Below are 22,334 nucleotides of genomic sequence, written 5' to 3' on the forward strand. Positions count from 1 at the left end.
ATCGGATCGGGTCGGATCAGGAGGCAGGCGCCCAGCTGTCGGGTCCGAACACCTCGTAGTGGATGTTCTCGGCCGGGACGTTGCGCTCGATCAGGGCCTCGCGCAGCGAGAGCATGAACGGCAGCGGGCCGCACAGGTAGGCCTGGGTCTTCGGATCGAGCGGCAGATCGGAGATGTCGGCACGTCCGACGCGGACCGTCTCGAGCGGCCGGCGGTTGCCGAGGTCCTCGTACCAGCGGTACAGCTGGGCCGACGGGATCTTCTCGGCAAGGGTCTCGAGCTCGCGGCGGTGGGCGTGGCTCGCGACCGACCGGTCGGCGTGCAGGACCGCGACGGGACGCTCGTCGCCGACGCCGGCGAGATGATCGAGCATGCCGATCATCGGGGTGCATCCGATGCCGGCGGACGCCAACAGGATCGGGGTGTCGTCCTCGGTGAGTACGAGATCGCCGAAGGGAGTGGTGACTTCCAGCTCGTCGCCCTCGAAGACGTTGTTGTACAGGAAGTTCGACACCTCACCGGCGGGAAGCACGGTGCCGTCGGGTGCGGTGGTCTCCAGGACCCGCTTGACGGTGATACGCCAGTCGCCCTTCGCGGGTGCGCTCGACAGGCTGTACTGACGGATCTGGCGGGCGCCGTCGGGGAGGCGGACGCCGACCGAGAGGTACTGGCCCGGACGGAAGGTGGGCAGCGGGGAACCGTCGAGCGAGGTGAGCACGAACGAGACGGTGTCGGCGGACTGGTGGACGCGGTCGGCGACGCGGACGGTGCGCCAGACGTCGCCGGCCTCGACACCTGCGGCCCGGTACAGATCGGCCTCCATCGAGATGAGGGTATTGGCCATCAGCCAGTACAGCTCGTCCCACGCCTTCGCGACTTCCGGAGTCACTGCCTCTCCGAGGATTTCGACGATCGCCTCGAAGAGGTGCTTGTGGACGATCCAGTACTCGTCGGGCTTGATGCCGAGCGAGGCGTGCTTGTGGGCGATGCGGGACAGGATCGCCTCGACACGGGCGGGATCGGGATCGAGCTGGAGCGTCGCGAAGGCCGCGATCGATCCGGCGAGTGCCTTCTGCTGCTCACCCTGCTTCTGGTTGCCGCGGTTGAACAGATCGCGTTCGAGCTCGGGATGGGCGGCGAACATCTTGCTATAGAACAACGGGGTGATGTCGCCGATGGCGGCTCCCACCGCCGGGAGGGTCGCGGCGATGACGTCCTTGGATTCGGGTGAGAGCGGCATGGTGTGTCTCCTCGTGTGTGTCGTGACGGGCTGCACCGGCAGCCTCGCCGTGGGTCAGCGGCCGGTGGGTGGTTCGAGGGTGAGCAGGACCGGACCGGCGTCAGGGGTCGCCAGGTCGGCGATCGTGACGTCGTCGAGAGCGGCGTAGAAGGCGTCCTGTGCGGTACGCAGCTTCGAGCGCAGGTTGCAGCCGTGACGCAGGGGGCACGGCTTCGCTCCTTCGCACTCGACGACTTCTTCTTCACCTTCGAGGGCTCGGGTGAGCCATCCGAGGCTCGCCGTGCGGCCGAGTTCGGTGATGGTCAGGCCTCCGCCGCGTCCGCGGCGGGTGGCCACCACCCCGAGCTCGCCGAGTCGGGCGACGACCTTCGTCGTATGTGCGTACGACAGATCGAGCTGGTTTGCAATCGTTCTGGTACCGGGCATACTCCCCGCCGGGCCGGCGACGAGATGCATCACAACTCTCAGTCCGAGATCGGTGAACCGGGTGAGTTGCATGGCCCTACGCTAGTAAATTCGCATTCGCGATGACAATTTTATGTGACGCACATCGCTGTCGATGGAATGCATTGCCACCGAAGGAATCCCGATGTGATGACCAAAGTCCGTATCTGGACGTACCGGATCCGACTAGCCTCACGGACGTGAAACCTCTCGGTGAAGCACCCCGCGACCACAACCACATAACCGTCGGTGCCGACGGTTCCCCGGCCTCCGAGCGGGCGGTGAGGTGGGCTGCCGCCACCGCGGCCGGCCGGAAGATCCCACTGCATCTCGTCCACGCGGTGGACTTCGCACCCTCGGGTTGGACGAAACTTCCCTTCTTCCGCCCCTCGCAGGTCTTCGAATGGAGCGAGGTCGAGGCTCAGGCACTCCTGAAGGAGGCTGCAGAGACCGCCGAGGCGGTGGCGCCGGACCTCGAGATCACCGCCGAGCTCGCCCTCACCGGAAGTGCCAAGTGGCTCGTCGAACTGTCCCGCACGTCGCGCATGATCGTCCTCGGGGCCACCGGCAGCACCAAGATGGGGGAGGCCTTCCTCGGTTCCACCCCGGTCTCCGTCGCCGGTCATGCCGAATGCCCGGTCGTCGTGGTGCGGGGACCGGAAGGGCCCGTCCCCGACGAGCGACCCGTCGTCGTCGGCGTGGACGGCAGCCCCGCGAGCCGCCAAGCGGTCGATCTGGCGTTCGAGGAGGCATCCTGGCGCAGGGTCGACCTCGTCGCCGTCCACGTCTGGAGCGACCTGAAAGTCGGGGAGATCGACGAGTCGCCCCTCGACTTCGATCCCCGCGCGTTCGAGGAGTACGAGCACTCCCTGCTGTCCGAGTGCCTCGCGGGCTACGGCGAGCGCTATCCGGACGTGACGGTCCACCGGAAGGTCTACGTCGACGGCCCCCGCGCCCATCTGCAGTCCTGGAGCGAGAAAGCCCAGCTCGTCGTGGTAGGGACTCGCGGCAGGGGAGGCTTCAAGGGGATGGTGCTCGGTTCTACCGGAAACGCGCTCATGCGCGAGGCGCGCTGCCCGGTGATGGTGGTGCGACCGGTCACCTCCTGACGGCGGTAGTGTGCGGGGCACATGGACGATCGCGCCCCCGAACGGGGGTGTGCAGCAGGGACGAAGGTGGCGCATGCGCATCGGGATGGGACTGAACTACAGCGGAGGTTTCGCGGAGACCGCGGCGGAGGTGGCCGACCTGGAGAAGGCCGGCCTCGACATCGTGTTCGTACCCGAGGCCTATTCGTTCGATGCGGTGAGTCAGCTCGGCTATCTGGCGGCGAAGACCTCCCGGGTCGAACTCGCCTCCGGCATCCTCCAGTTGTTCACCCGGACACCGACGCTCACCGCCATGACGGCGGCCGGTCTGGACTTCGTCTCCGACGGCCGATTCGTGCTCGGTGTCGGCGCGTCGGGCCCTCAGGTCATCGAAGGTTTCCACGGCGTTCCCTACAACGCGCCGCTGGGTCGCACCCGCGAGATCGTCGACATCTGCCGGCAGGTGTGGCGCCGCGAGAAGGTGGACCACCAGGGCAAGTACTACCAGATCCCGCTGCCCGAAGACCGCGGCACCGGACTCGGCAAGCCGCTGAAGATCATCAACAAGCCTGTGCGCGAACGTATCCCGATCATCATCGCGTCGCTCGGCCCGAAGAACGTCGAGATGACCGCCGAGATCGCCGAGGGCTGGCAGCCGCTGTTCTATTACCCGGAGAAGGCCGCCGACGTGTGGGGCGAATCGATCGCGAAGGGCAAGGCCAAGCGCGATCCCGCACTCGGCGACCTGCAGATCTACGCGCAGACCCCGCTCGCCATCGGCGACGACGTCGACCACATGCTCGACTGGGTCCGGCCCATGGTCGCGCTGTACGTCGGCGGCATGGGCGCCAAGGGCAAGAACTTCTACAACGACCTCGCGATCCGCTACGGCTACGCGAAGGAAGCCGAGACCATCCAGGAGCTCTACCTGGCCGGCAAGAAGGAGGAGGCGGCCGCGGCGGTGCCCGTCGAACTGCTCCGCTCGATCTCCCTGATCGGTTCGGAGGGCTTCGTGCGGGAGCGAGTCGCTGCCTTCGCGGAGGCCGGGGTCACCACCCTCAACGTCACCCCCTTCGCGGCCGACACCGCAGGTCGTGTGCGACTGATCGAACAGCTGCGGCAGATCTGCGGCTGACCCACCGAGAAAGGTTCCTCGTGCGATGACCGAGAACAAGCCGATCGTCGTGGCCGTCGACGGATCCGACGCGTCCACGACCGCGGTGCACTGGGCGGCACGGACGGCTGCGATCCGCGGCCTGCCGTTGCGCATCGTCACCGTCGTGCACATCCCCGCCTTCTATTACTCCGAGCCCTACCTCGCGCAGAGCTTCCACGAGGAGATGAAGGCGACGGCCCGCGACCGGCTCGACAACGCGGCCGTGCTCGCCCGGCAGATCATCGACGAGAACCGTCACGGGAACGTCGAGATCACCACCGAACAGCTCGAAGGCAAGGTCGTTCCCACGCTCATCGCGCAGGCCGAGCACGCCGACCGGCTCGTCGTCGGCTCGCGCGGCCTCGGCGAGGTGAAGGGCCTGCTCGCCGGTTCGGTCTCCACGGCGGTCGTCTCGCACGCGACGGCGCCCGTCGTCGTGGTGCGGGGCCGCACCTTCGACGGTGCGCCGCCGACAAAGGGGCCCGTCGTCGTCGGTGTCGACGGCTCGGTCTCGTGCCGCGACGCGGTGGAGGTCGCGTTCGAGGAGGCATCCGCACGCGGCGCGACGCTCGTCGCGGTGAACGTGTGGAGCGACGTGAGCGTCCAGCCCTCGCTCGGCGCCGTCCCGGAGGACCCGCACTGGAGCCGGATCCAGACCGGTGAGGAGATCGTGCTCGCCGAACGTCTCGCCGGATACCAGGAGCGGTACCCGGACGTCACCGTCGAACGTGTCGTCGCCCGCGACCGGCCGGTGCGGGTGCTCAGCGAGTACGCACAGACCGCACAGCTTCTCGTGGTCGGAACCCGCGGACGTGGCGGATTCAAGGGGTTGCTGCTCGGATCCACGAGCAACGCGCTGATCCAGACCGCGGACTGCCCGGTCCTCGTCGTCCGGTCGAAGGAGACCGAGGACTGATCCCGGGCGAGGGAGCGATGCGGGGCGTCACCCGAAGTCGTCGACGCCCCGCTCGCGCAGTTCCCTCCACGCGTCGGCCGGATGCACGCCGCGGCTGATCGCGCCGTTCTCGATGAGCACCCCGAGCATCTGCGAGAGTACGAACGCGACGTCCTCGACGCGACCGCACTCGTAACGGGCGGACAGCCACCCGGAGACGTTGCCGGCCTTGGCGGCCTGCGCCATGTCCAGGGCCGTGCGGAACAACTCGCGGGTCGGACCGTCGATCGGATCCTCGGTCGGTGCGCTCATCGTCACCTCGATCTCTCTTCTCGTCAGAAACCCACGCGCAGGATCACCAGCGGCACGACCGGCAGGTCGAGCATCTCGGCCAGGCGCGAACCGGCGTCCTCGACCCGCAGCGGATGCGTCACGACCGACGCCGACAATCGCGCATCGATGGCCGCGAGCCAGCACCGCTCCACCGCCGCACCCACCCGGACCAGATCCGCCGGCGAGGTGGACGGGGCGGAGAACAGCAGCACCGATTCGCGCGCGATCGCCGCCGCCAGCGCATCGACGTCGGGGATCCCCGACGTGACCATGGCCTCGCCGGCCGCGCCGTGTTCGTCGAGGGTCGCGCTCCAGGTGGTGACCACCTCGGCGTTGCCGCGCGGCTGCCAGTGGGAGGTCCACGAGAACATCTCCCGCTGGTAGTGCGGGTGACGCCGGCGGGCCTCCGCCGCATAGGCGAGCACCTGCGCCAGGGCGACGGCCTCGTCGGCGGCGAGCAGACGCACGTCGACGTCGGGTATCTCCCCGGCCGCGGCGACGACGTCGGCGAGCGTCGCCGTCGGCACCGGGATGTCGGTGAACGATTCGCGATGGCTGCGCCGATGCGAGATGGCGGCGTACAACCGCAGGTCGCGGCTGCTCGGGGTACCCGAGCCGAGCGTCTCGATCCGGGCGATGAGCTCCGGACGTTGCGGATCGGGCAGCACGGAGGTGCGCGATCGGTTGCCGAGGACCCGGATCGCGAGCTCGAGATTCGCGAGGGCCGTGCCACACGAGATCAACCGGTCGACGCGCAGCGGGTCCGGTCCCGGCTCGGCGAACTCGAGGCGTTCCTCCAGTTCGGCGCTGTGATCGGGCAGTCGCAGATTCCACGGTTGCGTGTCGTGTACCGAGGGTGCCTCCACCACCGCACGCGCAATGATCTCGGTGTCACCGAGCGACCAGGTTCCGGCATCGACAGTCACGACATCCTCCGCGTCGGCTCGTTCGTCCCCACATGTCCACCTCTGCTCCTCCAGCGTCTCCCGGGCGGTGCCCGCGGGGCAGGGGGAGAAGGTCCCCAGATGGGTGTCGAACGGCCCCGAGGACGTGGGTATCGCGGTACACCTGGGACAATGACGGGACAGCATGTCAACGAAAGGTGCCCGAGATGACCCGCGTGTTCCTCGTCGACGATCACGAGATCGTGCGGCGCGGCCTGGTGGATCTGCTGAGCAGCGTGCCCGACTTCACCGTCGTCGGTGAGGCCGCCTCGGTGGGGGAGGCCCTGGCCCGTGTGCCCGAGAGCGGTGCCGACGTCGCGGTGCTCGACGTGCGGCTTCCCGACGGCAACGGTGTCGAACTGTGCCGCGAGCTGCGTACCCGCATGCCGGGTCTGCGCGCCCTGATGCTCACCTCCTACGCCGACGACGAGGCGCTCCTCGACGCGATCATGGCGGGTGCCTCGGGGTTCGTGCTCAAGCAGATCCTCGGCACCGACCTCGTCTCGGCGATCCGCACCGTCGGCGAGGGCGGCTCGTTGCTGGACAGCCGCGCCACCGCCGCCCTCATGGAGCGGATCCGGGCGTCGCGCACGGCCGATCCGCTGGCCGAGCTGTCGGAGCAGGAACGCGCCGTCTTCGAACTCATCGGTGAGGGCCTGACCAACCGGGAAATCGCCGAACGGCTGTTCCTCGCGGAGAAGACCGTGAAGAACTACGTCTCGCGGCTGCTGGCGAAGCTCGGCATGCAGCGCCGCACGCAGGCCGCGGTGCTCGCCACCGAGCTGCGCAACGAGCGCGGCAAGCCGACGTCCTAGTCCGATGCGGGCGGGACCCGTTCCGTCAGAGCGGGACCGCCCACAGCACCCGGGTGCCGCGCGGGTGGGCCGGACCGATCTCGCACGACCCGCCGCACTGCACGGCGCGCCGCTCGAGGTTCGCCAGCCCGCTGCGGCGAGGCATGTCGGGCAGACCCGTGCCGTCGTCGAGGATCTCGATCCGGAAGTCGTCCTGAACCGAGACCGACACCGAGATGTTGTCGGACTGGGAATGGCGCAGCGCGTTGCTCAGCCCTTCGCGGAGCACGGCTTCCGCGTGTGGGTGGATGCGCATCGGCACCAGCGTGTCGATGGGTCCGACGAACTGCACGTTGGGCGCCACCGAGGAGTGGATGCTCAGGTCGCCCACCACGTCCAGCAGTCTCCGGCGCAGACTGTTCGACGCCGCCGCGCCGGTGGTGTGCAGATCGAATATGGTCGTGCGGATCTCGCGCACCGTCCGGTCGAGCTGTTCGATCGCGTGGCGGATCACCTCCACGATGCGTTCGTTGTTCGCTCCGTCCGCGGTCGCGCTCTGCAAGCTCATACCCGTGGCGAACAGGCGCTGGATGACGTTGTCGTGCAGGTCCTGTGCGATGCGATCGCGATCGGCCAGCACGTCGAGCAACCGCTTCTTGCGTTGCTGTTCGGCGAATTCGAGGGCCACGGCCGCGAGGTTCGCCATGGATTCGAAGCGGGCCACGTCCTCGTCGTCCCACGGTTCGGTACCGGCCTCGCGGGTCGCGACGAGCACACCCGTGACCGTCGACGTCGCCGACAGCGGCAGCACCACCGCGTGTCCTTCGTCGCCCTGCTCCATCGGTGGCAGTCCCTCGAGGGTATCGAGGTGCATCGGCTGCCTGCTCTTGAGCGCTTTCAGCACAGGCGATCCGGTGAGATCGAAACGCTTGTCCTTCCCGCACGGCGCTGCGGGGGACGCGGCCTGCAGGCGGCCGTGGTGGCCGTCGACGAGCATCACATAGGCGCCCGCACACCGGGCGAGTTCGCGGACCTGGCCGGTGAGCATCGACAGCGTCTCGTCCACCGACCCGCCCATCAACAGCCGGGAGTTGATGGATGCCATTGCGGTAAGCCATCTCTCGCGGTCGAGGGAGCCCTCGAACAGGCGCGCGTTCTCGACGGCCACACCGGCGGACATCGCGAGCACCTTGAGGATCACCTCGTCCTCTTCGGTGAACTCGGGTGCGCCCAGTTTCTCGGTGAGGTAGATGCTGCCGAAAACCTTGCCGCGCACCATGATCGGAGTTCCGAGGAAGCTCTTCATGGGCGGATGGTTGGGCGGGAAACCGATGGAGGCGGAATGCTTCGACAGGTCGCCGAGACGGACCGGCCGGGGATCGTTGATGAGCAGACCGAGGATGCCCCGGCCCTCGGGCAGATGGCCCATCACCTCGCGCTGCGTCGGATTGATCCCGACGTACACGAACTCCGACAGGCCACCGTCGGCGGCGCGCACGCCGAGCGCGCCGTAGCGGGCGTCGAGAAGGGCGGTCGCGGCGGAGACGATGCGCTGGAGCATGGAGTCGAGTTCGAGACCCGATCCCACGACGAGCACCGCTTCGAGCAGTCCGCGCAGGGTCGTCGGGGCGTCGACGGAATCGTCGAGCCGGTCGCGGAGCTCGGCGAGCAGCGTGTCGATGGCGACGTCGGTGGGTTCGATCATGACTTCTTCTCTTCCAGCAGGTGCAGCGCCGCGGACACGGCGGATTCCGAGGGATCCGTCTTCGCGCGGCTCAGGTCGTGTGCGGCCCCGGTGACCTCGATGACAGTCGTGGCCGCGGGCAGGAGATCGAGTGCCTCCCGCAGTTCGTCGAAGGTACCGAAGGGGTCGCGGTCGCCGTGGACGAACACCGTGGGCACCGAGATCTTCGGCAGGTGCTCGGTGCGCAGCTTCTCCGGCTTGCCCGGGGGATGGAGGGGATAGGACAGCAGGACGAGGGCGTCGGCGATGCCGGGTTCGTCGGCCGCGAGCATCGACGTCTGCCGGCCGCCGTAGGAGACGCCGCCGAGCAGTAAGGGCCCGGACACGCGGTCGCGCAGCTCCGCGGCCGCGGCGGACACACCCTCGCGGTCCTCCGCGGCGCGGGACGGCTGCGGGGGTCCCTTGGGCTTGCGACGGCGAAACGGCAGGTCGTAGCGCAGGGCGAGGAAGCCGGCATCGGCGAACCGGGAGCACATCAGCTGCAGGATCCGGGCGTCGCAGTTGCCGCCGGCGCCGTGCGTCAACGCGACGGCACCCCGCGGACTGCCCTCGGGAAGATGCAGGTGACCGGCCACGGTGCCGGTGTCCAGCGGTTCGACATTCACACCGATACGGTAACCGCCGCGTCGGCGACGGCACCGGTGACGAAGCCGTAGACGCTCTTGTGGAGGACGTCGATCGCCAGCTCGGAACGGGGCCACGTTTGCGGGGGTTCTCCCACGCCGGTCGCGTTCTCGAGGATCTGGTCGTTGGTCAGACGGACGACGGTGAACTTCGACGATGCGAGCGGCCCCCGCAGGCCCACCTCGGCCATGACCGAACGCAGGACGCCGAGGGCGATATCCTGCCCGAAGTGCATCGCCCAGTTCAGGGCGGTCGAGTGCTGTCCGGCCGATTCCGAGGCGCCCGTCAACCGTGCGAGTACGCGGCCCGGCACGTGGGAGTTCGGTCGCCCGGTGACAGCCTGCTCGATCTTCTCCCCAACGGTCATGGCGGCCACGCCGGCCGCACCGGCGACCAGGCCTGTGGCCCTGGCTGTCGTGCTCGCCGTCCGCTGGTACGGCGGGATGGGGCGGGCCCGAGCATGGGCGGTCACCGTCGGTCGCGCTCGACCGGCCGTATGAGCCGTACCCACGTGCGGTGCAGCATCGCGGCGAACACCGCGACCCAGGCCGCCACCGCGACCCACAATTCGGCGGCGCCGATCGCGCCGACCAGTGGCAGATCGTCGGCGCGACCCAGATACATCCCCGCGATCGCGTACATGCCGAGCGGGAAGACGATCGACCACAGGGACGAGTCGTAGTCCAGCCGCACCCGGTGGACGCGGTGTCGCCACCAACCGGCCGCGACGAGCGGGGAGCAGCCACGTCGCGAAGACCCAGATGACGACGGCGAGGCCCGCGATCAGTCCGCGGGTCGCGTCGACCATCGGTGCGTCGTCCATCTCGACGATCCGTGAACCCGCCACGACGGTGATCGAGCACGCTCCCATCGACACCCAGTAAGGGGCTCTCCGCATTTGAGCGGGGCGTGTGCTGATTTCATGCTGCTGGTCTCTGCCCTCGGGTGAGGGCGATGTGGACCATGATGCGCCTTCGGTAGTTGTCCATGTTGGTGAAGCCGCATCCGACACGCTTGGTTTGCTTGATGATCCGGTTGAAGCCCTCGGTGCGGGCGTTGGTCACGTCCTCGGTGAGCGCGACGAGCACCGCTGGCCACCAGGTGTCGATCGTGGTCGCCAGGCGGCTGGTTTCCTCCATGTCGGCGCGGGCGGCGGCGTCGTAGAAGTCGTACAGCCTGCGCCGGATCTGGTGCGGCTGGTGTTCGGCCAGCAGCAGGCGCAGGCGTTCCTTGACGGCATGCGCGGCGGCCGTGCAGTTGCCGGGTGATCCGTTGACGGACCTGGGTGACCATGAGGTTGGCGAGGGCGACGAGATGCCACTTGTCGACTGCGATCCGCGCGTCCGGCAGGGCGGTGCGGATCCCGGATCGACAGGTACAACAGCGCCCGCCCGCACACCCGCCTCGGCAACGCCCCACCCGCCGAGTACGAGGCAGCGCACTGCGCTGAGCCCACCAAGTCATCGCGACCGGCAATGACACCTGCATAGACGTGGCATCAACGCGTAGATGTTTCAGTTTCTTCTGTGCTGGGGCTGTGTCAGGTGCTGGACCGGGTGTAGGCAGCGGCGCGCACCACATCGTCGTCCTCCAGTCCAGCTCCTAGTGCTCCGCCCACGGTGGCCAGGCTGGCGGTGAGCCAGCTGATCTTCGCGTAGTCCAAAGCGTTCACTGGGTGACCGGCGACACCGGCCAGTACCTGCTCGTCGATGAGCAGCAGCGCGCCGACCCAGGACAGGATGAATAAGCCGAGGTAGAACACCACAACCCCGATGGCCACGGTCGCGGTGGTGGCCAAATTGAACAGGATCACCTGCTCACGTTGGGCTCGCCGCCGTGGGCGCTCCCACAAGTCGGCTCCCAGGATCAGGGTGGCACTCACCGCCCCGATCGCCATCACCGCCAGCAGGACCAGGCGCACCGGCCCGTAGGCCATGGCCAGTACCCATAGGTCCGAGGCCACCAATGTCAGCATGCCGGTGGCCGCTGCCACGACCATCGCCCGGGAGAGCCGGGCCACGAAGGCCCAAGGCTGGTTGGCGCGGATCATGCCCAGCAGCAACCGCACGTTGCCGCTCAGCACTCGGGCCGTGAACTGCACGACGTTGTCGTCCGGGCGTTCGTCGAGATCGGTGGACAGCTGGTGGGCTCTTCGAGCAAGATCCCGCTGGGCGTTGAGGTCTTCGGCGTCGTAGCCCAGGAGCTGCCCGACCACGTGCACGGTGGTCTCTTGCACCTTCTGCCGCACGTGCACGGCTCCCAGGGTTGGGACGGAGACCAGTCCTACCCCGTGCACGGGGCTGAGCTGGGTGAGCACCGGACGTCGGCCGGTCTTCAGGGGGATCTCGGTGAGCACCACGGCCAAATCCCAGTTCTCCTCCAGCACGCGGTTTCGGGCCGCCTCCAGCAGGTCCAAGGTCTCGGTGGGTGGATCGACCAGCCGGTCTTCGGCCATCTTCAGTTGCCAGCGCACTCCCGGATACCGCTGCACCAAAATCTTGCGCACCGAGGTGGTGACCTCGGGGCCGAGCATCGCACTCAGGGATGGTGAGACCACCAGGCCGATGAGCAGCTCGGCATCGGAAAGGGGTTCGGCAGGATCGGGGGTGGATCGGCAACGCTTAGCAGTCACCGCTCCATGGTGAGGCAACCACGGGCCGATTGCCACTGGCTCGATGGAGCCCCAAGGTTTCGTGCAGCACCGCGGGCCGGATTCGGTGGTCGCCTCGATCCCGGAGAGAGCGGTGCTGCTCACTGCGAAATCCTCTCCCCGCCGACGCCGCCAGCGCGAAGACATCACAGCCAGCGGGCCCGGGACCTGCCGGTGTCGAGGACGGCTTCTCGATGATGCTGCAGTGACGGATCGGTTGAAGTGCTTCGGCGGTGTGGGAGCAGTGATCAGCGTGGGGCCGGTCGATTCCGTTCGGACAGATGATGCATCGACTGCCCAGCGGCAGGTGCGGTACTGATGCGGGGGTACCCGGTGCAGGGGTGTCAAGGCCCAGCTCCGAAGACGGCAAGCCGGGCACGTGAAAGGCGAATTATGGCCCGCCGCAACCCGAGCGGGAAGGCATGTGTGGCACGAGGCGCCGAAGACGGGCCGGGCGTTTACTGCAGAGATAAATGGCTCTCCGCATTTGAGCGGGGCGTGTGCTGATTTCATGCTGCTGGTCTCTGCCCTCGGGTGAGGGCGATGTGGACCATGATGCGCCTTCGGTAGTTGTCCATGTTGGTGAAGCCGCATCCGACACGCTTGGTTTGCTTGATGATCCGGTTGAAGCCCTCGGTGCGGGCGTTGGTCACGTCCTCGGTGAGCGCGACGAGCACCGCTGGCCACCAGGTGTCGATCGTGGTCGCCAGGCGGCTGGTTTCCTCCATGTCGGCGCGGGCGGCGGCGTCGTAGAAGTCGTACAGCCTGCGCCGGATCTGGTGCGGCTGGTGTTCGGCCAGCAGCAGGCGCAGGCGTTCCTTGACGGCATGCGCGGCGGCGATCTCGTTGGTCGGATCCTCGGCGGCGAGGGCGGCGTTGAACCGGGCCTTTTGCTTCACGGTGAGGTGCTCGTAGCCGGTGAGCAGCAGTTGCCGGCTGGCCCAGACTTTGTCGGTGGCGGTGCCGCGGCGGCCGTGCAGTTGCCGGGTGATCCGTTGACGGACCTGGGTGACCATGAGGTTGGCGAGGGCGACGAGATGCCACTTGTCGACTGCGATCCGCGCGTCCGGCAGGGCGGTGCGGATCCCGCCCGCGTACGGCGCGGACGGGTCGATCACGACCAGGTCGATGCCGGCCCGGAACGCGGGTGTCTGCAGCGCGAGCCAGTCGATCACGCACGCCCCGGAGCGTCCCGGGGGCAGCCCGAGAAGGTGCCCGGGCAGGGTGGGGTCGGCGTTGACGAACGAGGTCATCCACGGGTTCGACCGTGTCCAGCCGGCCTCTTCGAGCACCCAGCGCACCGACCGGGCGCGGGTCTCGTCGATGCCGAGCACGCGGGTGGGTTCCGGCTCGGGCAGCCACTGGTTGGCCAGTGCGATGAGCGCCCGGTGCGCGGTCGACCACGCCACCTGGTACTCGCTAGCGACCTCGCTGACGGCGCGGTTGCCCGACGCGATCGCCGAACCGATCTTCTCTCGTAGCCGGGTCGTGAGCCGCGACCGTGCCGGCACAGCGCGGGACTGCTGCGTGAATGTCGCTGTCCCACAGGCCGGTTCGCGGCACACCAAGCGCCGTTTGAGCCACCACAGATCGGTTCTTTGGCCGGAGGCAGGCAAGTCCTTGACTCGAACCAGTGGCCGCTCCTTGATCCTTGAGGTGAGCACCCCGCACTCGGGGCAGGCGCCCTCCGGGTCGATGACCTCGATGACGACACGCACCGTGTCGGCATCGATTCGTTCGAGCTGCAGGACGGTGAACTCGTCCTCCAGCCCGAGCAGCACTGACGTACCCTCGTTCATGCTCGTGGCCTCGCTGTTGTCGCGTTGTGAGAGACCAACAGCATGTCGGGGCCACGAGCCCCATCAACTACCGGGCACCCCGCTCAAGCGCGAAGAGCCCAGTAAGGAGCGGTCAGGTCGGTGGGTCGCAACGGGTACTCCAACATCCGAACCGCGGCGAAGACGCCGGCCGCCGCGTACAGGAACAGCCCGACGCCCCAGGTGAACACCGCGAGGGCGGCGAGGAGCCGGTCCAGTTCGCGGTAGACCGGTTGGAGCGTGGCCGCGGCGATGGCCACCGACTCGCTGGCGACGACCCAGATGAACCACGTTCCGTTCGCCTTCGCGAGGACGGGACGCTCCGCCGTGCCGAGCACGGCGGTCCACGGGACGACATATCCGAGCACCAGTCACGTCGCCGCCGCGCCCACGAGTAGTACGGCCGCGGTGGAATGCCAGCCGTCCATCATCAGGCGTACGCCGAGCACGTTGCTGCCCGCGACGAAGGTGAAGAAGCCGAACGCCCGTCCGGAATCGGCGAGATCGGCGCGGACCTCGTCGCGGAACGCGAAGAACCGCCACACCGACAGGGCCACCAGCGTCGCGTATCCGATCGCGGACACGATCAGCAGCACGGCCGATGCGAGGTGGAAACCGCGGAGGTGGAGTCCGGTGGACACGATTCCGCCGGCCATGACGAAGGCGAAGTAACCCGGCGCGAGGATGCGGACTTCTTCGCGGAGACGGGAAGGGGCCTGCACTGCGTGCCCGCTACTTCAGCAGGCGGGACATCCGCCGGTCGGCGAGGACCTTCCCTCCGGTCTGGCAGGTCGGGCAGTACTGGAACGAACGGTCGGTGTAGGAGACCTCGCGGACGGTGTCGCCGCACACCGGGCACGGCTCACCGGTGCGGCCGTGCACGCGCAGCCCCGACCGTTTCTCGCCCTTGAGGCGCGCCGCGTCCTGCCCGACCGAGCGCGTGACGGCATCGGTCAGCACCGACCGCATCGCCCCGTACAGCGCGGTCACCTCGTCGTCGGTCAGCCGTCCGGCGGTCGCGAACGGTGACTGCTGCGCGACGTGCAGGATCTCGTCGGAGTAGGCGTTGCCGATGCCCGCGAGAATCTTCTGGTCGATCAGCAACGTCTTGAGGCGCGAGGTGCTGTCGGTCAGGAGCTCGGCGAACTCGTCGCGGGTGAGGGCGAGCGCGTCGGGGCCGAGGCGGGCGATGCCGGGCACCTGCTGCGGATCGTCGACAATCCAGACCGCGAGGCGCTTCTTCGTGCCGGCCTCGGTGAGATCGAAGGCCGGTGTCGTCGCGTCGGGGGCGAACAGGTGCACGCGGAGGGCGAGCGGACCGCGACCGAGTTTCGGGGGAGTCTGCGACGGTTCGTCGAGCCAGCGCAACCAGCCGCCGCGCGACAGGTGCGTGATCAGGTGCAGCCCCGAGCAGTCGATCGCGAGGAACTTGCCGAAGCGCACCGCTCCGGTGATGTCGCGTCCCTGCAGCGCCGTGATCGGCGGGTCGGCCGTCTGCAGCACGTTCAGCGCCGCGACGTCGATGCGTCCGATGACGCTGCCGACCGCGTGCTCGCGCAGGAACACCGCAAGTGCTTCCACCTCGGGGAGCTCGGGCATGGGAACAGGCTACGGTCGCCGGGCCGTTCGCGGGTGGCGACGGACACCTTCGACCCACCGATAGACTGCGCTCGTGACTGTGTCGACGCCCTACGAAGACCTGATGCGCCTGATCCTCGAGACCGGCGCGGAGAAGGCCGACCGTACCGGAACCGGCACACGGAGCCTGTTCGGCCATCAGATGCGCTTCGATCTGTCCGAGGGCTTCCCGCTGATCACCACGAAGAAGGTGCACCTGAAGTCCATCGTCTACGAGCTGCTGTGGTTCCTGCGCGGCGACTCCAACGTCAAGTGGCTGCAGGAGCACGGCGTGACGATCTGGGACGAGTGGGCCGCACCCGACGGCGATCTCGGCCCGGTCTACGGCGTGCAGTGGCGCTCGTGGCCGACCCCCGACGGGCAGCACATCGACCAGATCGGCCAGGTGATCGAGACCCTGCGCACCAACCCCGATTCGCGGCGCATCCTCGTCTCGGCGTGGAACGTGGCCGAGCTCGACAAGATGGCGCTCATGCCGTGCCACGCCTTCTTCCAGTTCTACGTGGCCGACGGCAAGCTCAGCTGCCAGCTCTACCAGCGCAGCGCCGACATGTTCCTCGGCGTGCCGTTCAACATCGCCAGCTACGCGCTGCTCACCCACATGGTCGCGCAGCAGACCGGACTCGAGCCGGGAGAGTTCATCTGGACCGGCGGCGACTGCCACATCTACTCGAACCACATCGAGCAGGTCACCGAGCAGCTCACCCGCGATCCGTATCCCTACCCGACGCTGAAGCTGCACCCGCGCGACTCGATCTTCGACTACCGCTACGAGGACGTCGAGGTCGTCGGCTACCGGCACCACCCGGCGATCAAGGCGCCGGTGGCCGTCTGATGGGGGATGTCACCCTCGTCTGGGCTCAGGCACGTGGTGGTGTGATCGGCCGGGAGAACACCATCCCGTGGCACATCCCCGAGGACATGGCGTTCTTCAAGGACGCCACGATGGGCAAGCCGGTGATCATGGGCCGGCTCACCTGGGACTCGCTCCCGGTCGGATTCCGGCCGCTGCCGGGACGCCGGAACATCGTCGTCACCCGAAACGTCGAGTGGTCGGCCGAGGACGCCGAGACCGCGATGAGCCTCGAGGACGCGTTGACGCTCGCCGGTGAGGACGAGGTCGTCGTGATGGGCGGGGGTCAGATCTACGCGCAGGCGATGCCGTTCGCGACTCGGCTGCTCGTGACCGAGGTCGACCTCGACGTCGTAGGAGATGCGACCGCACCTCCGATCGGGCCCGAGTGGGTGGCGGAACCCGGGGAATGGATGACGTCCACCAAGGGAATCAGGTTCCGCTGGATCCGGTACGCGCGAAGCTGAGTTCTCGCGGCGGCATCTGAGCGATACTGCGGTACATGGACAAGCTCTCGTTGACCGCCCTGGCACGGCAGCAGCTCAAACTCGCAGCTACGTCCAGCAGCGGACGCAGCTCCCAGACGGTTTTCGGTGGGCATACCAAGCACCTGCGGCAGACCGTCGTCGCGTTGCTCGCCGGCCACGAACTCGGCGAGCACGACAGCCCCGGCGAGGCGACCCTGCAGGTGCTGTCGGGTCAGCTCCAGCTCGTCGCCGGCAACGACGTGTGGAAGGGTTCGGCGGGCGACATGATCATCATCCCGCCGGCCCGGCACAGCGTCAGCGCCATCGAGGACGTCGCCTTCCTGCTCACCGTCGCCAAGTAGCGTCGCTCACTGCACGCGCCGAGTAGCGACGCTCATTGCGCGCGTCGAGAAGCGGCGCTTACTGAACAGGTGCCGGAGCGGCGTACCCGCGGTAGCCCTCCCACGCGAGGCGGCGCTCGCGACGCGGATCGTGTTCGATGCGCGTGACCTCGTCGAAAATCACTGTCGCGCGGTCCTTCTCGTCGTAGGGTGGCCACGACGGCAGTGGTTCACCGTGCCGGGCCACGTTCAGCCACTGGCGCTGCATCGCCCCGGCGGCCGTCCGCAGGCCGCGTCGCCCACCGAGTGCCGTGAGCGCCCGGCCGAGCGGTTCGTCGGTCTGGTCGAAGACCGCGAGCAACTCCACCGCGTGCGTCGCGTCGAAGCCTGTCCAGCGCAGCACTCGCGGCGCGAGATCGAAGCGGTACATGAAGGTCGGCGCGAAACGCGAATGTGCCTGCGCGAACTGCACGGACGGATACCAGAAGGTGAGGTCGCCGCCGAGATCGATCGCGGCACGCTCGTCCGGATATCCCGGATAGATCCCCGTGATGCGATCCTTCGCCTCGGGATCGGTCGCGGCGAACAGTGCGTCGATCCGCCGAGGGTTCGTCGGCAGCGCGTCGAGGAACTTCGGGAACAGTGCACCTTCGCGGTCGTTCGTCCCGAGCACGAGCGGAACGGGATGCGCCGCGCCCGTCTCGTACGCCTCGAGCGGTTGGAGCGGAACGAAATCGCCGTCGACGACCGGGCCGAAGGGATGCAGACCGGGAGTCGCGCGCAGTACCTGCGCCCCGAGGCGCGATCCCACCCGCCCGAGTTCGACGGGGGAGGTGTCGAGCAGCGCCTGCGCGGCGGTATCCGGATCGGCACCGAGCAGTTCGACGAACTTCCGGCCCCATTCGGCCGAGCGGTCGGAGGTGACGACGAGATTCGGCGCCGGGCTCTGTGCGATCGCGGCGGAGAACAGCCCGCGCGCGGCGGGTGTCGCGAGCAGGGTCGTCACCGAGGTGCCGCCGGCGGACTCGCCGAAGATCGTCACGTTGTCGGGGTCGCCGCCGAAGGCCGCGATGTTGCGCTGGACCCATTCGAGCGCCGCCACCTGGTCGCGCAGACCGAGATTGGAATCGAATCGGACCGAATCGGTGGAGAAGGACCCGAAGTCGAGATAGCCGAGCGCTCCGAGGCGGTAGTTGATCGACACGTAGACTACGTCGCCGCGTCGGACCAGCGACTCGCCGCCGTAGACCGACAGGGCACTCGTGCCGAGGGTGAAGGCGCCGCCGTGGATGAACACCATGACCGGTCGCGGCGCATGGACCCGACCGGCGGGGGCGAGCACGTTGAGGGTCAGGCAGTCCTCGTCGGGACGCACTCGCACCCCGCGACGACCGGTCTCGGCGTAGCGCGGACGCTGCGGGGCGGCATTTCCGAACTGCGTCGCATCGCGCACTCCCGTCCAGGGCTCGACCGGTTGCGGCGCCCGCAGCCGCAGCGGGCCCACCGGGGGAGCGGCGTAGGGAATGCCGCGCCAGGCGAGGAGGCCGCCGAGCCGGGTGCCGCGGACGGTTCCGTCGGCGAATGTGACGTGGGTCTCGGGCGTCATGCTCCGCACTGTACGTGACGGGGCGTCACGGTAGCCGCCGTGTCCACCGTCTCGACGTCACCAGAAGTGGGGCTCGAGGCCTCGGCCCGCGAGCTCTGCCCGTAGGTAGGTGCGCAGCGTCGCGGTGTCGGGGAAGCGCTCCTCGTCGAGGGCGACGAACGCGAGTGTGTACCGCTCGTCGGTGTGGCAGGCGTAGACCGACAGGCGGGTCGTGGTGCGGGCCGGCCGGGTGTCGAGTCCCGGGTGCATAGCGCGCATCGCGATCCCGGTGGTGCGGTACGGGCCCAGCGTGGTGAGCTCGCGGGGCACCGCACCGATGTTGGAACACAACAGGTCCCGCTCACCGGCACCGCGCGCGACGCGGGCGGCGATCCGGTCGGGGAGGAGTTGCAGGATCTCGGCCGGCATGTTGTGCGGCGCGCCCTCCCGCGGCTGCGAATAGGCGTGCGCGGCGCGGGCCCGGATGGAGGCGAGCGTGTCGCCGTCGTCGACGGTGATCCCCACCATCGACACGCCGTTGGAGACGGTTCCCTCCTTCCGGTCGTCGACCGGAACGGAGATGCGCACGGGGAACGGGATGCGGGCGCGCCGGGCGACACCGGCGGACACGGCGAGCAGCAGGGCGTTCGGGCTGCCGTCCTCCGCGGCCGCGACGGCCTTCCACTGCGCCGCGTCGACGTCGACGAGCGCGGTGCGCGGTCGCGAGTGCACCGTCTGCGGCGCGGGCGGTTTCTCCGTGCGAGGTGTGTACTTCACGCGGCGCAGCCCGCTGCCGACCTTCCGGAACAACTGCATCGCATCGCGTAGGTCGGATTGGCGACCGGGGTCGGGTCGTCGCGGCCGGTCGGCGAGCGCGTCGGCGACCGCGCGGACGAATCCCCGCGCGTCGGTCAGGACGTGCGAGCACACGATCGACAGTGCGGTGCCGCCGCTCGTGAGTCGGGTCGCGGCGACCGCCCAGCCGGGACCGAGCTCGGGATCGACGTCCACGTTCGCGTGCTCGTCGGCCCAGGCGAGGAGCTCGTCGTCGGGGATGGGGGTCGCGGGATAGCGCAGTGGATGGACGTGCGTGTTGGGTTCGAAGCGGGGGCGTGCACCGGGAACCCGGGGGCGGACCACACGGCGACCGAGCGGGCCTTCGGACAGCACGTCGTGCAGGGACAGCAACAGGGTCGCGTCCACGGTCTCGTCGGTGCGCCACAGACCCTGCATCACCGACGGCAGGCCGGTTCCTTTGTGGCGGTGGAGGAACATCTCGTCCACGACGCTCAGGCGATTCACAATCCCGACCGTAGCGCCGACCGTTGACCGAAGCACTGAACCGAGGTTCAATCCTTGGTGTGGCGTACCGGCGGACACCCGCAGTGCAGGAGCGACTCGACGCGCAGCGCGAGGCGATCGCCGCTGCCGCCGTGACTCTGCTCAGCGAACGCGGATACAGCGGACTGTCCGTCTCGGCGGTCGCCGAACGGGCCGGCGTCGCCACCGGCAGCGTCTACCGGCACTACGTCGACAAGTCCGATCTCATGGTGCGGATCTTCCGGGAACTGTGCGAGCGGGAGGTCGAGGCCGTGACGTCCGCGGCCGCAACCGGATCCGGTGCCGACCGGGTGACCGCGGTGGTCGACACCTTCTCCCGCCGTGCGCTGCGCAATCCCACCCTCGCCTACGCCCTGCTCGCCGAACCGGTCGACGCCGCGGTCGACGCCGAACGACTCGTGTTGCGCCGCGCCTTCGCAGCGGCCTTCGCGAACGCGGTGCGCCACGGCGTCGAGACCGGTGAATTCCCCGAACAGGACGTCGAGCTCACCGCCGCGGCGCTCGTCGGGGCTGTCGGTGAGGTGCTCACCGGTCGCCTCCCCGGCGCGGCCGACGGTCGCCTTCGAGACAGTGCGGCCGACGGTCGCCTTCGAGACAGTGCGGCCGACGGTCGCCTTCGAGACAGCGCGGCCGGATCCACCGTCCCCGACCTCGTCGTCCTCGTACTGCGAGCGGCGGGGCATCTGCCTTCCGGAACGACTCAGGAGTGAAGCCGTGAATTTCCCCGCCACCCACGAAGTGTTCAACCAGGTACCGGACCTCGAGCCCTACGGGGCCGCCGACGACCCCGCCCTCCTCGAAGGACTGCGCCGCGAAGGGGCGAGTTGGGCAGAGGACGAGGTCCGCGAACTCGGCGCCCTCGCCGGCACCGCCCGTGCCCAGGACTGGGGGCGGCTCGCCAACGAGTATCCGCCCGTGCTGCACACCCACGACCGCTACGGCCACCGCGTCGACGAGGTCGAGTTCCATCCGCACTGGCACGACCTGATGACCGTCGCCGTCGAGAACGGCCTGCACGCGGCACCCTGGCGCGACCCGCGTCCCGGCGCGCACGTTGCCCGTGCCGCGAAGTTCTACGTGTGGGGGCATACCGATGCCGGGCACATGTGCCCGATCTCGATGACCTACGCCGCGATCCCGGCGCTGCGCCACAACGCCGAACTCGCCGAGCGCTACGAGCCGCTGCTGGCCGCGCCGCACTACGACTTCGGGCTGCGCGAACCCTCCACGAAACGTGGCCTGATCGCCGGGATGTCGATGACCGAGAAGCAGGGCGGTTCCGACGTCCGCGCCAACACCACCACCGCGACCCCCAACGCCGACGGTTCGTACACGATCGTCGGGCACAAGTGGTTCACGTCCGCGCCGATGTCCGACCTGTTCCTCACGCTCGCGCAGACCGAGCACGGACCGTCGTGCTTCCTGCTCCCGCGCGTCCTGCCCGACGGCACCCGCAACGCCATCCGCATCCAGCGGCTGAAGGACAAGCTCGGCAACAAGTCGAACGCCTCCTCCGAGATCGAGTACGAGAACGCGATCGGCTGGCTCGTCGGCCCGGAAGGTCGCGGCATCAACACCATCATCGAGATGGTGAACATGACGCGACTCGACTGTGTCATCGGCTCGGCCGTGAACATGCGGATCGCGACGTTGCGCGCGGTTCACCATGCCCGTCACCGGAAGGCGTTCGGCGCGTTGCTCGTCGACCAGCCGCTCATGCGCAACGTCCTCTCCGATCTCGTCGTCGAGTCCGATGCCGCGACGACGATGATGATGCGTCTGGCCGGGGCCACCGACCGCGCCGCCGGGGACGAGCAGGAGGCCGCCCTGCGCCGCATCGCGCTGGCCGTCACCAAGTACTGGGTGTGCAAGCGGGCACCCGCGGTCGCCGCCGAAGCCCTCGAATGCCTCGGCGGCAACGGCTACGCCGAGGAATCGGGCATGCCGCGGCTCTATCGCGAGTCGCCGCTCATGTCGATCTGGGAAGGATCCGGCAACGTCGCGGCACTCGACGCGCTGCGTGCAATGGCGCGGCAACCCGACACCGTCGAGGCGTTCTTCACCGAGGTCAGGCTTGCGGAAGGTGCCGATCCGCGGCTCGATTCGGCCATCGCCCGGATCGGCAAGGAACTCGCCGACCTCGAGGACGCCGAGTACCGGGCACGGCGGGTCGTGGAGCTCATGGCCCTGGCCCTGCAGGGCGCGCAGCTCGTCCGGCACGGACATCCCGCCGTCGCGGAGGCGTTCTGCCGCAGTCGGCTCGACGACGACTGGGGCATCGCGATGGGCACACTGCCGACCGGCGTGGACACCGCCGCGATCCTCGACCGGGTCTGACGAGGGCGGGTCCGATCCTGCGGCGCTGTCACCCGTCTCAGGT

At 68.6% G+C, this 22,334-nt stretch carries 21 protein-coding genes and 3 pseudogenes; 9 read left to right on the forward strand and 15 right to left on the reverse strand.

Features of this window, described 5'->3' with window-relative positions; all coding sequences use genetic code 11:
• Positions 1-16: 16 nt before the first annotated feature.
• Positions 17-1,240, reverse strand: a complete 1,224-nt coding sequence (locus RBB84_RS00710; RefSeq protein ID WP_019289865.1) for a globin domain-containing protein — start codon at positions 1,238-1,240, stop codon at positions 17-19.
• A 54-nt stretch (positions 1,241-1,294) separates the two neighbouring features.
• Positions 1,295-1,738, reverse strand: a complete 444-nt coding sequence (locus tag RBB84_RS00715; protein WP_024103147.1) for an Rrf2 family transcriptional regulator — start codon at positions 1,736-1,738, stop codon at positions 1,295-1,297.
• A 146-nt stretch (positions 1,739-1,884) separates the two neighbouring features.
• Here RBB84_RS00715 and RBB84_RS00720 point away from each other — a divergent pair, with 146 nt between their 5' ends.
• From RBB84_RS00720 to RBB84_RS00730, 3 genes are all read left to right on the forward strand, one after another.
• Positions 1,885-2,793, forward strand: a complete 909-nt coding sequence (locus tag RBB84_RS00720) for a universal stress protein (protein WP_350247029.1) — start codon at positions 1,885-1,887, stop codon at positions 2,791-2,793.
• A 73-nt stretch (positions 2,794-2,866) separates the two neighbouring features.
• Positions 2,867-3,907, forward strand: coding sequence for an LLM class F420-dependent oxidoreductase (locus RBB84_RS00725; protein WP_006551568.1), 1,041 nt, complete (start codon positions 2,867-2,869; stop codon positions 3,905-3,907).
• 25 nt (positions 3,908-3,932) lie between these two features.
• The gene (locus tag RBB84_RS00730; protein WP_064256941.1) at positions 3,933-4,844 is read left to right on the forward strand and encodes a universal stress protein; all 912 of its coding nucleotides are present in this window, start codon (positions 3,933-3,935) and stop codon (positions 4,842-4,844) included.
• 27 nt (positions 4,845-4,871) lie between these two features.
• Here RBB84_RS00730 and RBB84_RS00735 read toward each other — a convergent pair whose 3' ends face one another.
• Both RBB84_RS00735 and RBB84_RS00740 read right to left on the reverse strand, forming a co-directional pair.
• Positions 4,872-5,141, reverse strand: a complete 270-nt coding sequence (locus RBB84_RS00735) for a hypothetical protein (RefSeq protein WP_064256940.1) — start codon at positions 5,139-5,141, stop codon at positions 4,872-4,874.
• Between the two features lie 17 nt (positions 5,142-5,158).
• Entirely contained in the window at positions 5,159-6,082 is a 924-nt protein-coding gene (locus RBB84_RS00740) for a nitroreductase family protein (RefSeq protein WP_039583966.1), read from the reverse strand.
• Positions 6,083-6,267: 185 nt separating this feature from the next.
• Between RBB84_RS00740 and RBB84_RS00745 the strand changes: the two genes are divergently transcribed.
• Complete coding sequence (locus RBB84_RS00745) at positions 6,268-6,915, forward strand: response regulator transcription factor (protein ID WP_024103152.1); 648 nt, start codon at positions 6,268-6,270, stop codon at positions 6,913-6,915.
• A 25-nt stretch (positions 6,916-6,940) separates the two neighbouring features.
• Here the strand turns inward: RBB84_RS00745 and RBB84_RS00750 are convergent, their stop codons facing one another.
• The 9 genes and pseudogenes from RBB84_RS00750 to RBB84_RS00790 all read right to left on the reverse strand — a co-directional run bounded on the left by RBB84_RS00750 (position 6,941) and on the right by RBB84_RS00790 (position 15,328).
• A complete protein-coding gene (locus tag RBB84_RS00750) occupies positions 6,941-8,599 on the reverse strand; it encodes a GAF domain-containing protein (RefSeq protein ID WP_064256939.1) in 1,659 nt (552 codons plus the stop codon).
• Positions 8,596-9,243 (reverse strand): alpha/beta family hydrolase, encoded by a 648-nt coding sequence (locus tag RBB84_RS00755; protein WP_064256938.1) that lies wholly within the window; start codon positions 9,241-9,243, stop codon positions 8,596-8,598. The genes RBB84_RS00750 and RBB84_RS00755 overlap by 4 nt, the downstream gene beginning before the upstream one ends.
• The gene (locus RBB84_RS00760) at positions 9,240-9,734 is read right to left on the reverse strand and encodes a hypothetical protein (RefSeq protein ID WP_064256937.1); all 495 of its coding nucleotides are present in this window, start codon (positions 9,732-9,734) and stop codon (positions 9,240-9,242) included. The genes RBB84_RS00755 and RBB84_RS00760 overlap by 4 nt, the downstream gene beginning before the upstream one ends.
• Positions 9,731-10,151 (reverse strand): annotated as a pseudogene (locus RBB84_RS00765) (tellurite resistance protein permease); the annotation flags it as partial. The pseudogene RBB84_RS00765 and the gene RBB84_RS00760, both read right to left, overlap by 4 nt.
• Before the next feature lie 31 nt (positions 10,152-10,182).
• A pseudogene (locus RBB84_RS00770) lies at positions 10,183-10,843 on the reverse strand (transposase).
• Positions 10,803-11,894, reverse strand: a complete 1,092-nt coding sequence (locus RBB84_RS00775; RefSeq protein ID WP_037218220.1) for a hypothetical protein — start codon at positions 11,892-11,894, stop codon at positions 10,803-10,805. The pseudogene RBB84_RS00770 and the gene RBB84_RS00775 overlap by 41 nt, the downstream one beginning before the upstream one ends.
• 527 nt (positions 11,895-12,421) lie before the next feature.
• On the reverse strand, positions 12,422-13,711 hold the full coding sequence (locus RBB84_RS00780) for an ISL3 family transposase (RefSeq protein WP_082937994.1): 1,290 nt from the start codon (positions 13,709-13,711) through the stop codon (positions 12,422-12,424).
• A gap of 83 nt (positions 13,712-13,794) precedes the next feature.
• Positions 13,795-14,385 (reverse strand): annotated as a pseudogene (locus RBB84_RS00785) (tellurite resistance/C4-dicarboxylate transporter family protein).
• Positions 14,386-14,461: 76 nt separating this feature from the next.
• Positions 14,462-15,328 (reverse strand): DNA-formamidopyrimidine glycosylase family protein, encoded by an 867-nt coding sequence (locus RBB84_RS00790; RefSeq protein WP_006551556.1) that lies wholly within the window; start codon positions 15,326-15,328, stop codon positions 14,462-14,464.
• Positions 15,329-15,401: 73 nt separating this feature from the next.
• Between RBB84_RS00790 and RBB84_RS00795 the strand changes: the two genes are divergently transcribed.
• From RBB84_RS00795 to RBB84_RS00805, 3 genes are read left to right on the forward strand one after another with little or no spacing between them, the layout of a single operon-like run.
• Positions 15,402-16,202 carry a thymidylate synthase gene (locus RBB84_RS00795; RefSeq protein WP_006551555.1) on the forward strand — a complete coding sequence of 267 codons (801 nt, stop codon included), beginning with the start codon at positions 15,402-15,404 and terminating at the stop codon, positions 16,200-16,202.
• Entirely contained in the window at positions 16,202-16,687 is a 486-nt protein-coding gene (locus RBB84_RS00800; RefSeq protein ID WP_064257676.1) for a dihydrofolate reductase, read from the forward strand. Before RBB84_RS00795 ends, RBB84_RS00800 begins: the two co-directional genes overlap by 1 nt.
• 35 nt (positions 16,688-16,722) lie before the next feature.
• The gene (locus tag RBB84_RS00805) at positions 16,723-17,049 is read left to right on the forward strand and encodes a cupin domain-containing protein (RefSeq protein ID WP_024103161.1); all 327 of its coding nucleotides are present in this window, start codon (positions 16,723-16,725) and stop codon (positions 17,047-17,049) included.
• A 58-nt stretch (positions 17,050-17,107) separates the two neighbouring features.
• Here RBB84_RS00805 and RBB84_RS00810 read toward each other — a convergent pair whose 3' ends face one another.
• Together RBB84_RS00810 and RBB84_RS00815 are read right to left on the reverse strand one after the other, a co-directional pair.
• The gene (locus RBB84_RS00810) at positions 17,108-18,634 is read right to left on the reverse strand and encodes a carboxylesterase/lipase family protein (protein ID WP_064257677.1); all 1,527 of its coding nucleotides are present in this window, start codon (positions 18,632-18,634) and stop codon (positions 17,108-17,110) included.
• A 57-nt stretch (positions 18,635-18,691) separates the two neighbouring features.
• On the reverse strand, positions 18,692-19,915 hold the full coding sequence (locus tag RBB84_RS00815; protein ID WP_064257678.1) for a hypothetical protein: 1,224 nt from the start codon (positions 19,913-19,915) through the stop codon (positions 18,692-18,694).
• Between the two features lie 59 nt (positions 19,916-19,974).
• Here RBB84_RS00815 and RBB84_RS00820 point away from each other — a divergent pair, with 59 nt between their 5' ends.
• The gene (locus RBB84_RS00820) at positions 19,975-20,664 is read left to right on the forward strand and encodes a TetR/AcrR family transcriptional regulator (RefSeq protein WP_248689632.1); all 690 of its coding nucleotides are present in this window, start codon (positions 19,975-19,977) and stop codon (positions 20,662-20,664) included.
• A 4-nt stretch (positions 20,665-20,668) separates the two neighbouring features.
• Positions 20,669-22,291, forward strand: coding sequence for an acyl-CoA dehydrogenase family protein (locus RBB84_RS00825; RefSeq protein WP_019289855.1), 1,623 nt, complete (start codon positions 20,669-20,671; stop codon positions 22,289-22,291).
• Positions 22,292-22,334 lie beyond the last annotated feature (43 nt).

The sequence above is a fragment of the Rhodococcus sp. D-6 genome, from assembly GCF_040256695.1.
Classification (GTDB): domain Bacteria; phylum Actinomycetota; class Actinomycetes; order Mycobacteriales; family Mycobacteriaceae; genus Rhodococcus; species Rhodococcus pyridinivorans.

What these genes read in the sequence shown, in the direction of transcription:
- RBB84_RS00805 (WP_024103161.1), top strand. Translation starts at nt 16,723, where the DNA reads ATGGACAAGCTCTCGTTGACCGCCCTGGCACGGCAGCAGCTCAAACTC.
- RBB84_RS00710 (WP_019289865.1), bottom strand. Translation starts at nt 1,240, where the DNA reads ATGCCGCTCTCACCCGAATCCAAGGACGTCATCGCCGCGACCCTCCCG.
- RBB84_RS00750 (WP_064256939.1), bottom strand. Translation starts at nt 8,599, where the DNA reads ATGATCGAACCCACCGACGTCGCCATCGACACGCTGCTCGCCGAGCTC.
- RBB84_RS00745 (WP_024103152.1), top strand. Translation starts at nt 6,268, where the DNA reads ATGACCCGCGTGTTCCTCGTCGACGATCACGAGATCGTGCGGCGCGGC.
- RBB84_RS00780 (WP_082937994.1), bottom strand. Translation starts at nt 13,711, where the DNA reads ATGAACGAGGGTACGTCAGTGCTGCTCGGGCTGGAGGACGAGTTCACC.
- RBB84_RS00725 (WP_006551568.1), top strand. Translation starts at nt 2,867, where the DNA reads ATGCGCATCGGGATGGGACTGAACTACAGCGGAGGTTTCGCGGAGACC.
- RBB84_RS00790 (WP_006551556.1), bottom strand. Translation starts at nt 15,328, where the DNA reads ATGCCCGAGCTCCCCGAGGTGGAAGCACTTGCGGTGTTCCTGCGCGAG.
- RBB84_RS00715 (WP_024103147.1), bottom strand. Translation starts at nt 1,738, where the DNA reads ATGCAACTCACCCGGTTCACCGATCTCGGACTGAGAGTTGTGATGCAT.
- RBB84_RS00800 (WP_064257676.1), top strand. Translation starts at nt 16,202, where the DNA reads ATGGGGGATGTCACCCTCGTCTGGGCTCAGGCACGTGGTGGTGTGATC.
- RBB84_RS00730 (WP_064256941.1), top strand. Translation starts at nt 3,933, where the DNA reads ATGACCGAGAACAAGCCGATCGTCGTGGCCGTCGACGGATCCGACGCG.
- RBB84_RS00810 (WP_064257677.1), bottom strand. Translation starts at nt 18,634, where the DNA reads ATGACGCCCGAGACCCACGTCACATTCGCCGACGGAACCGTCCGCGGC.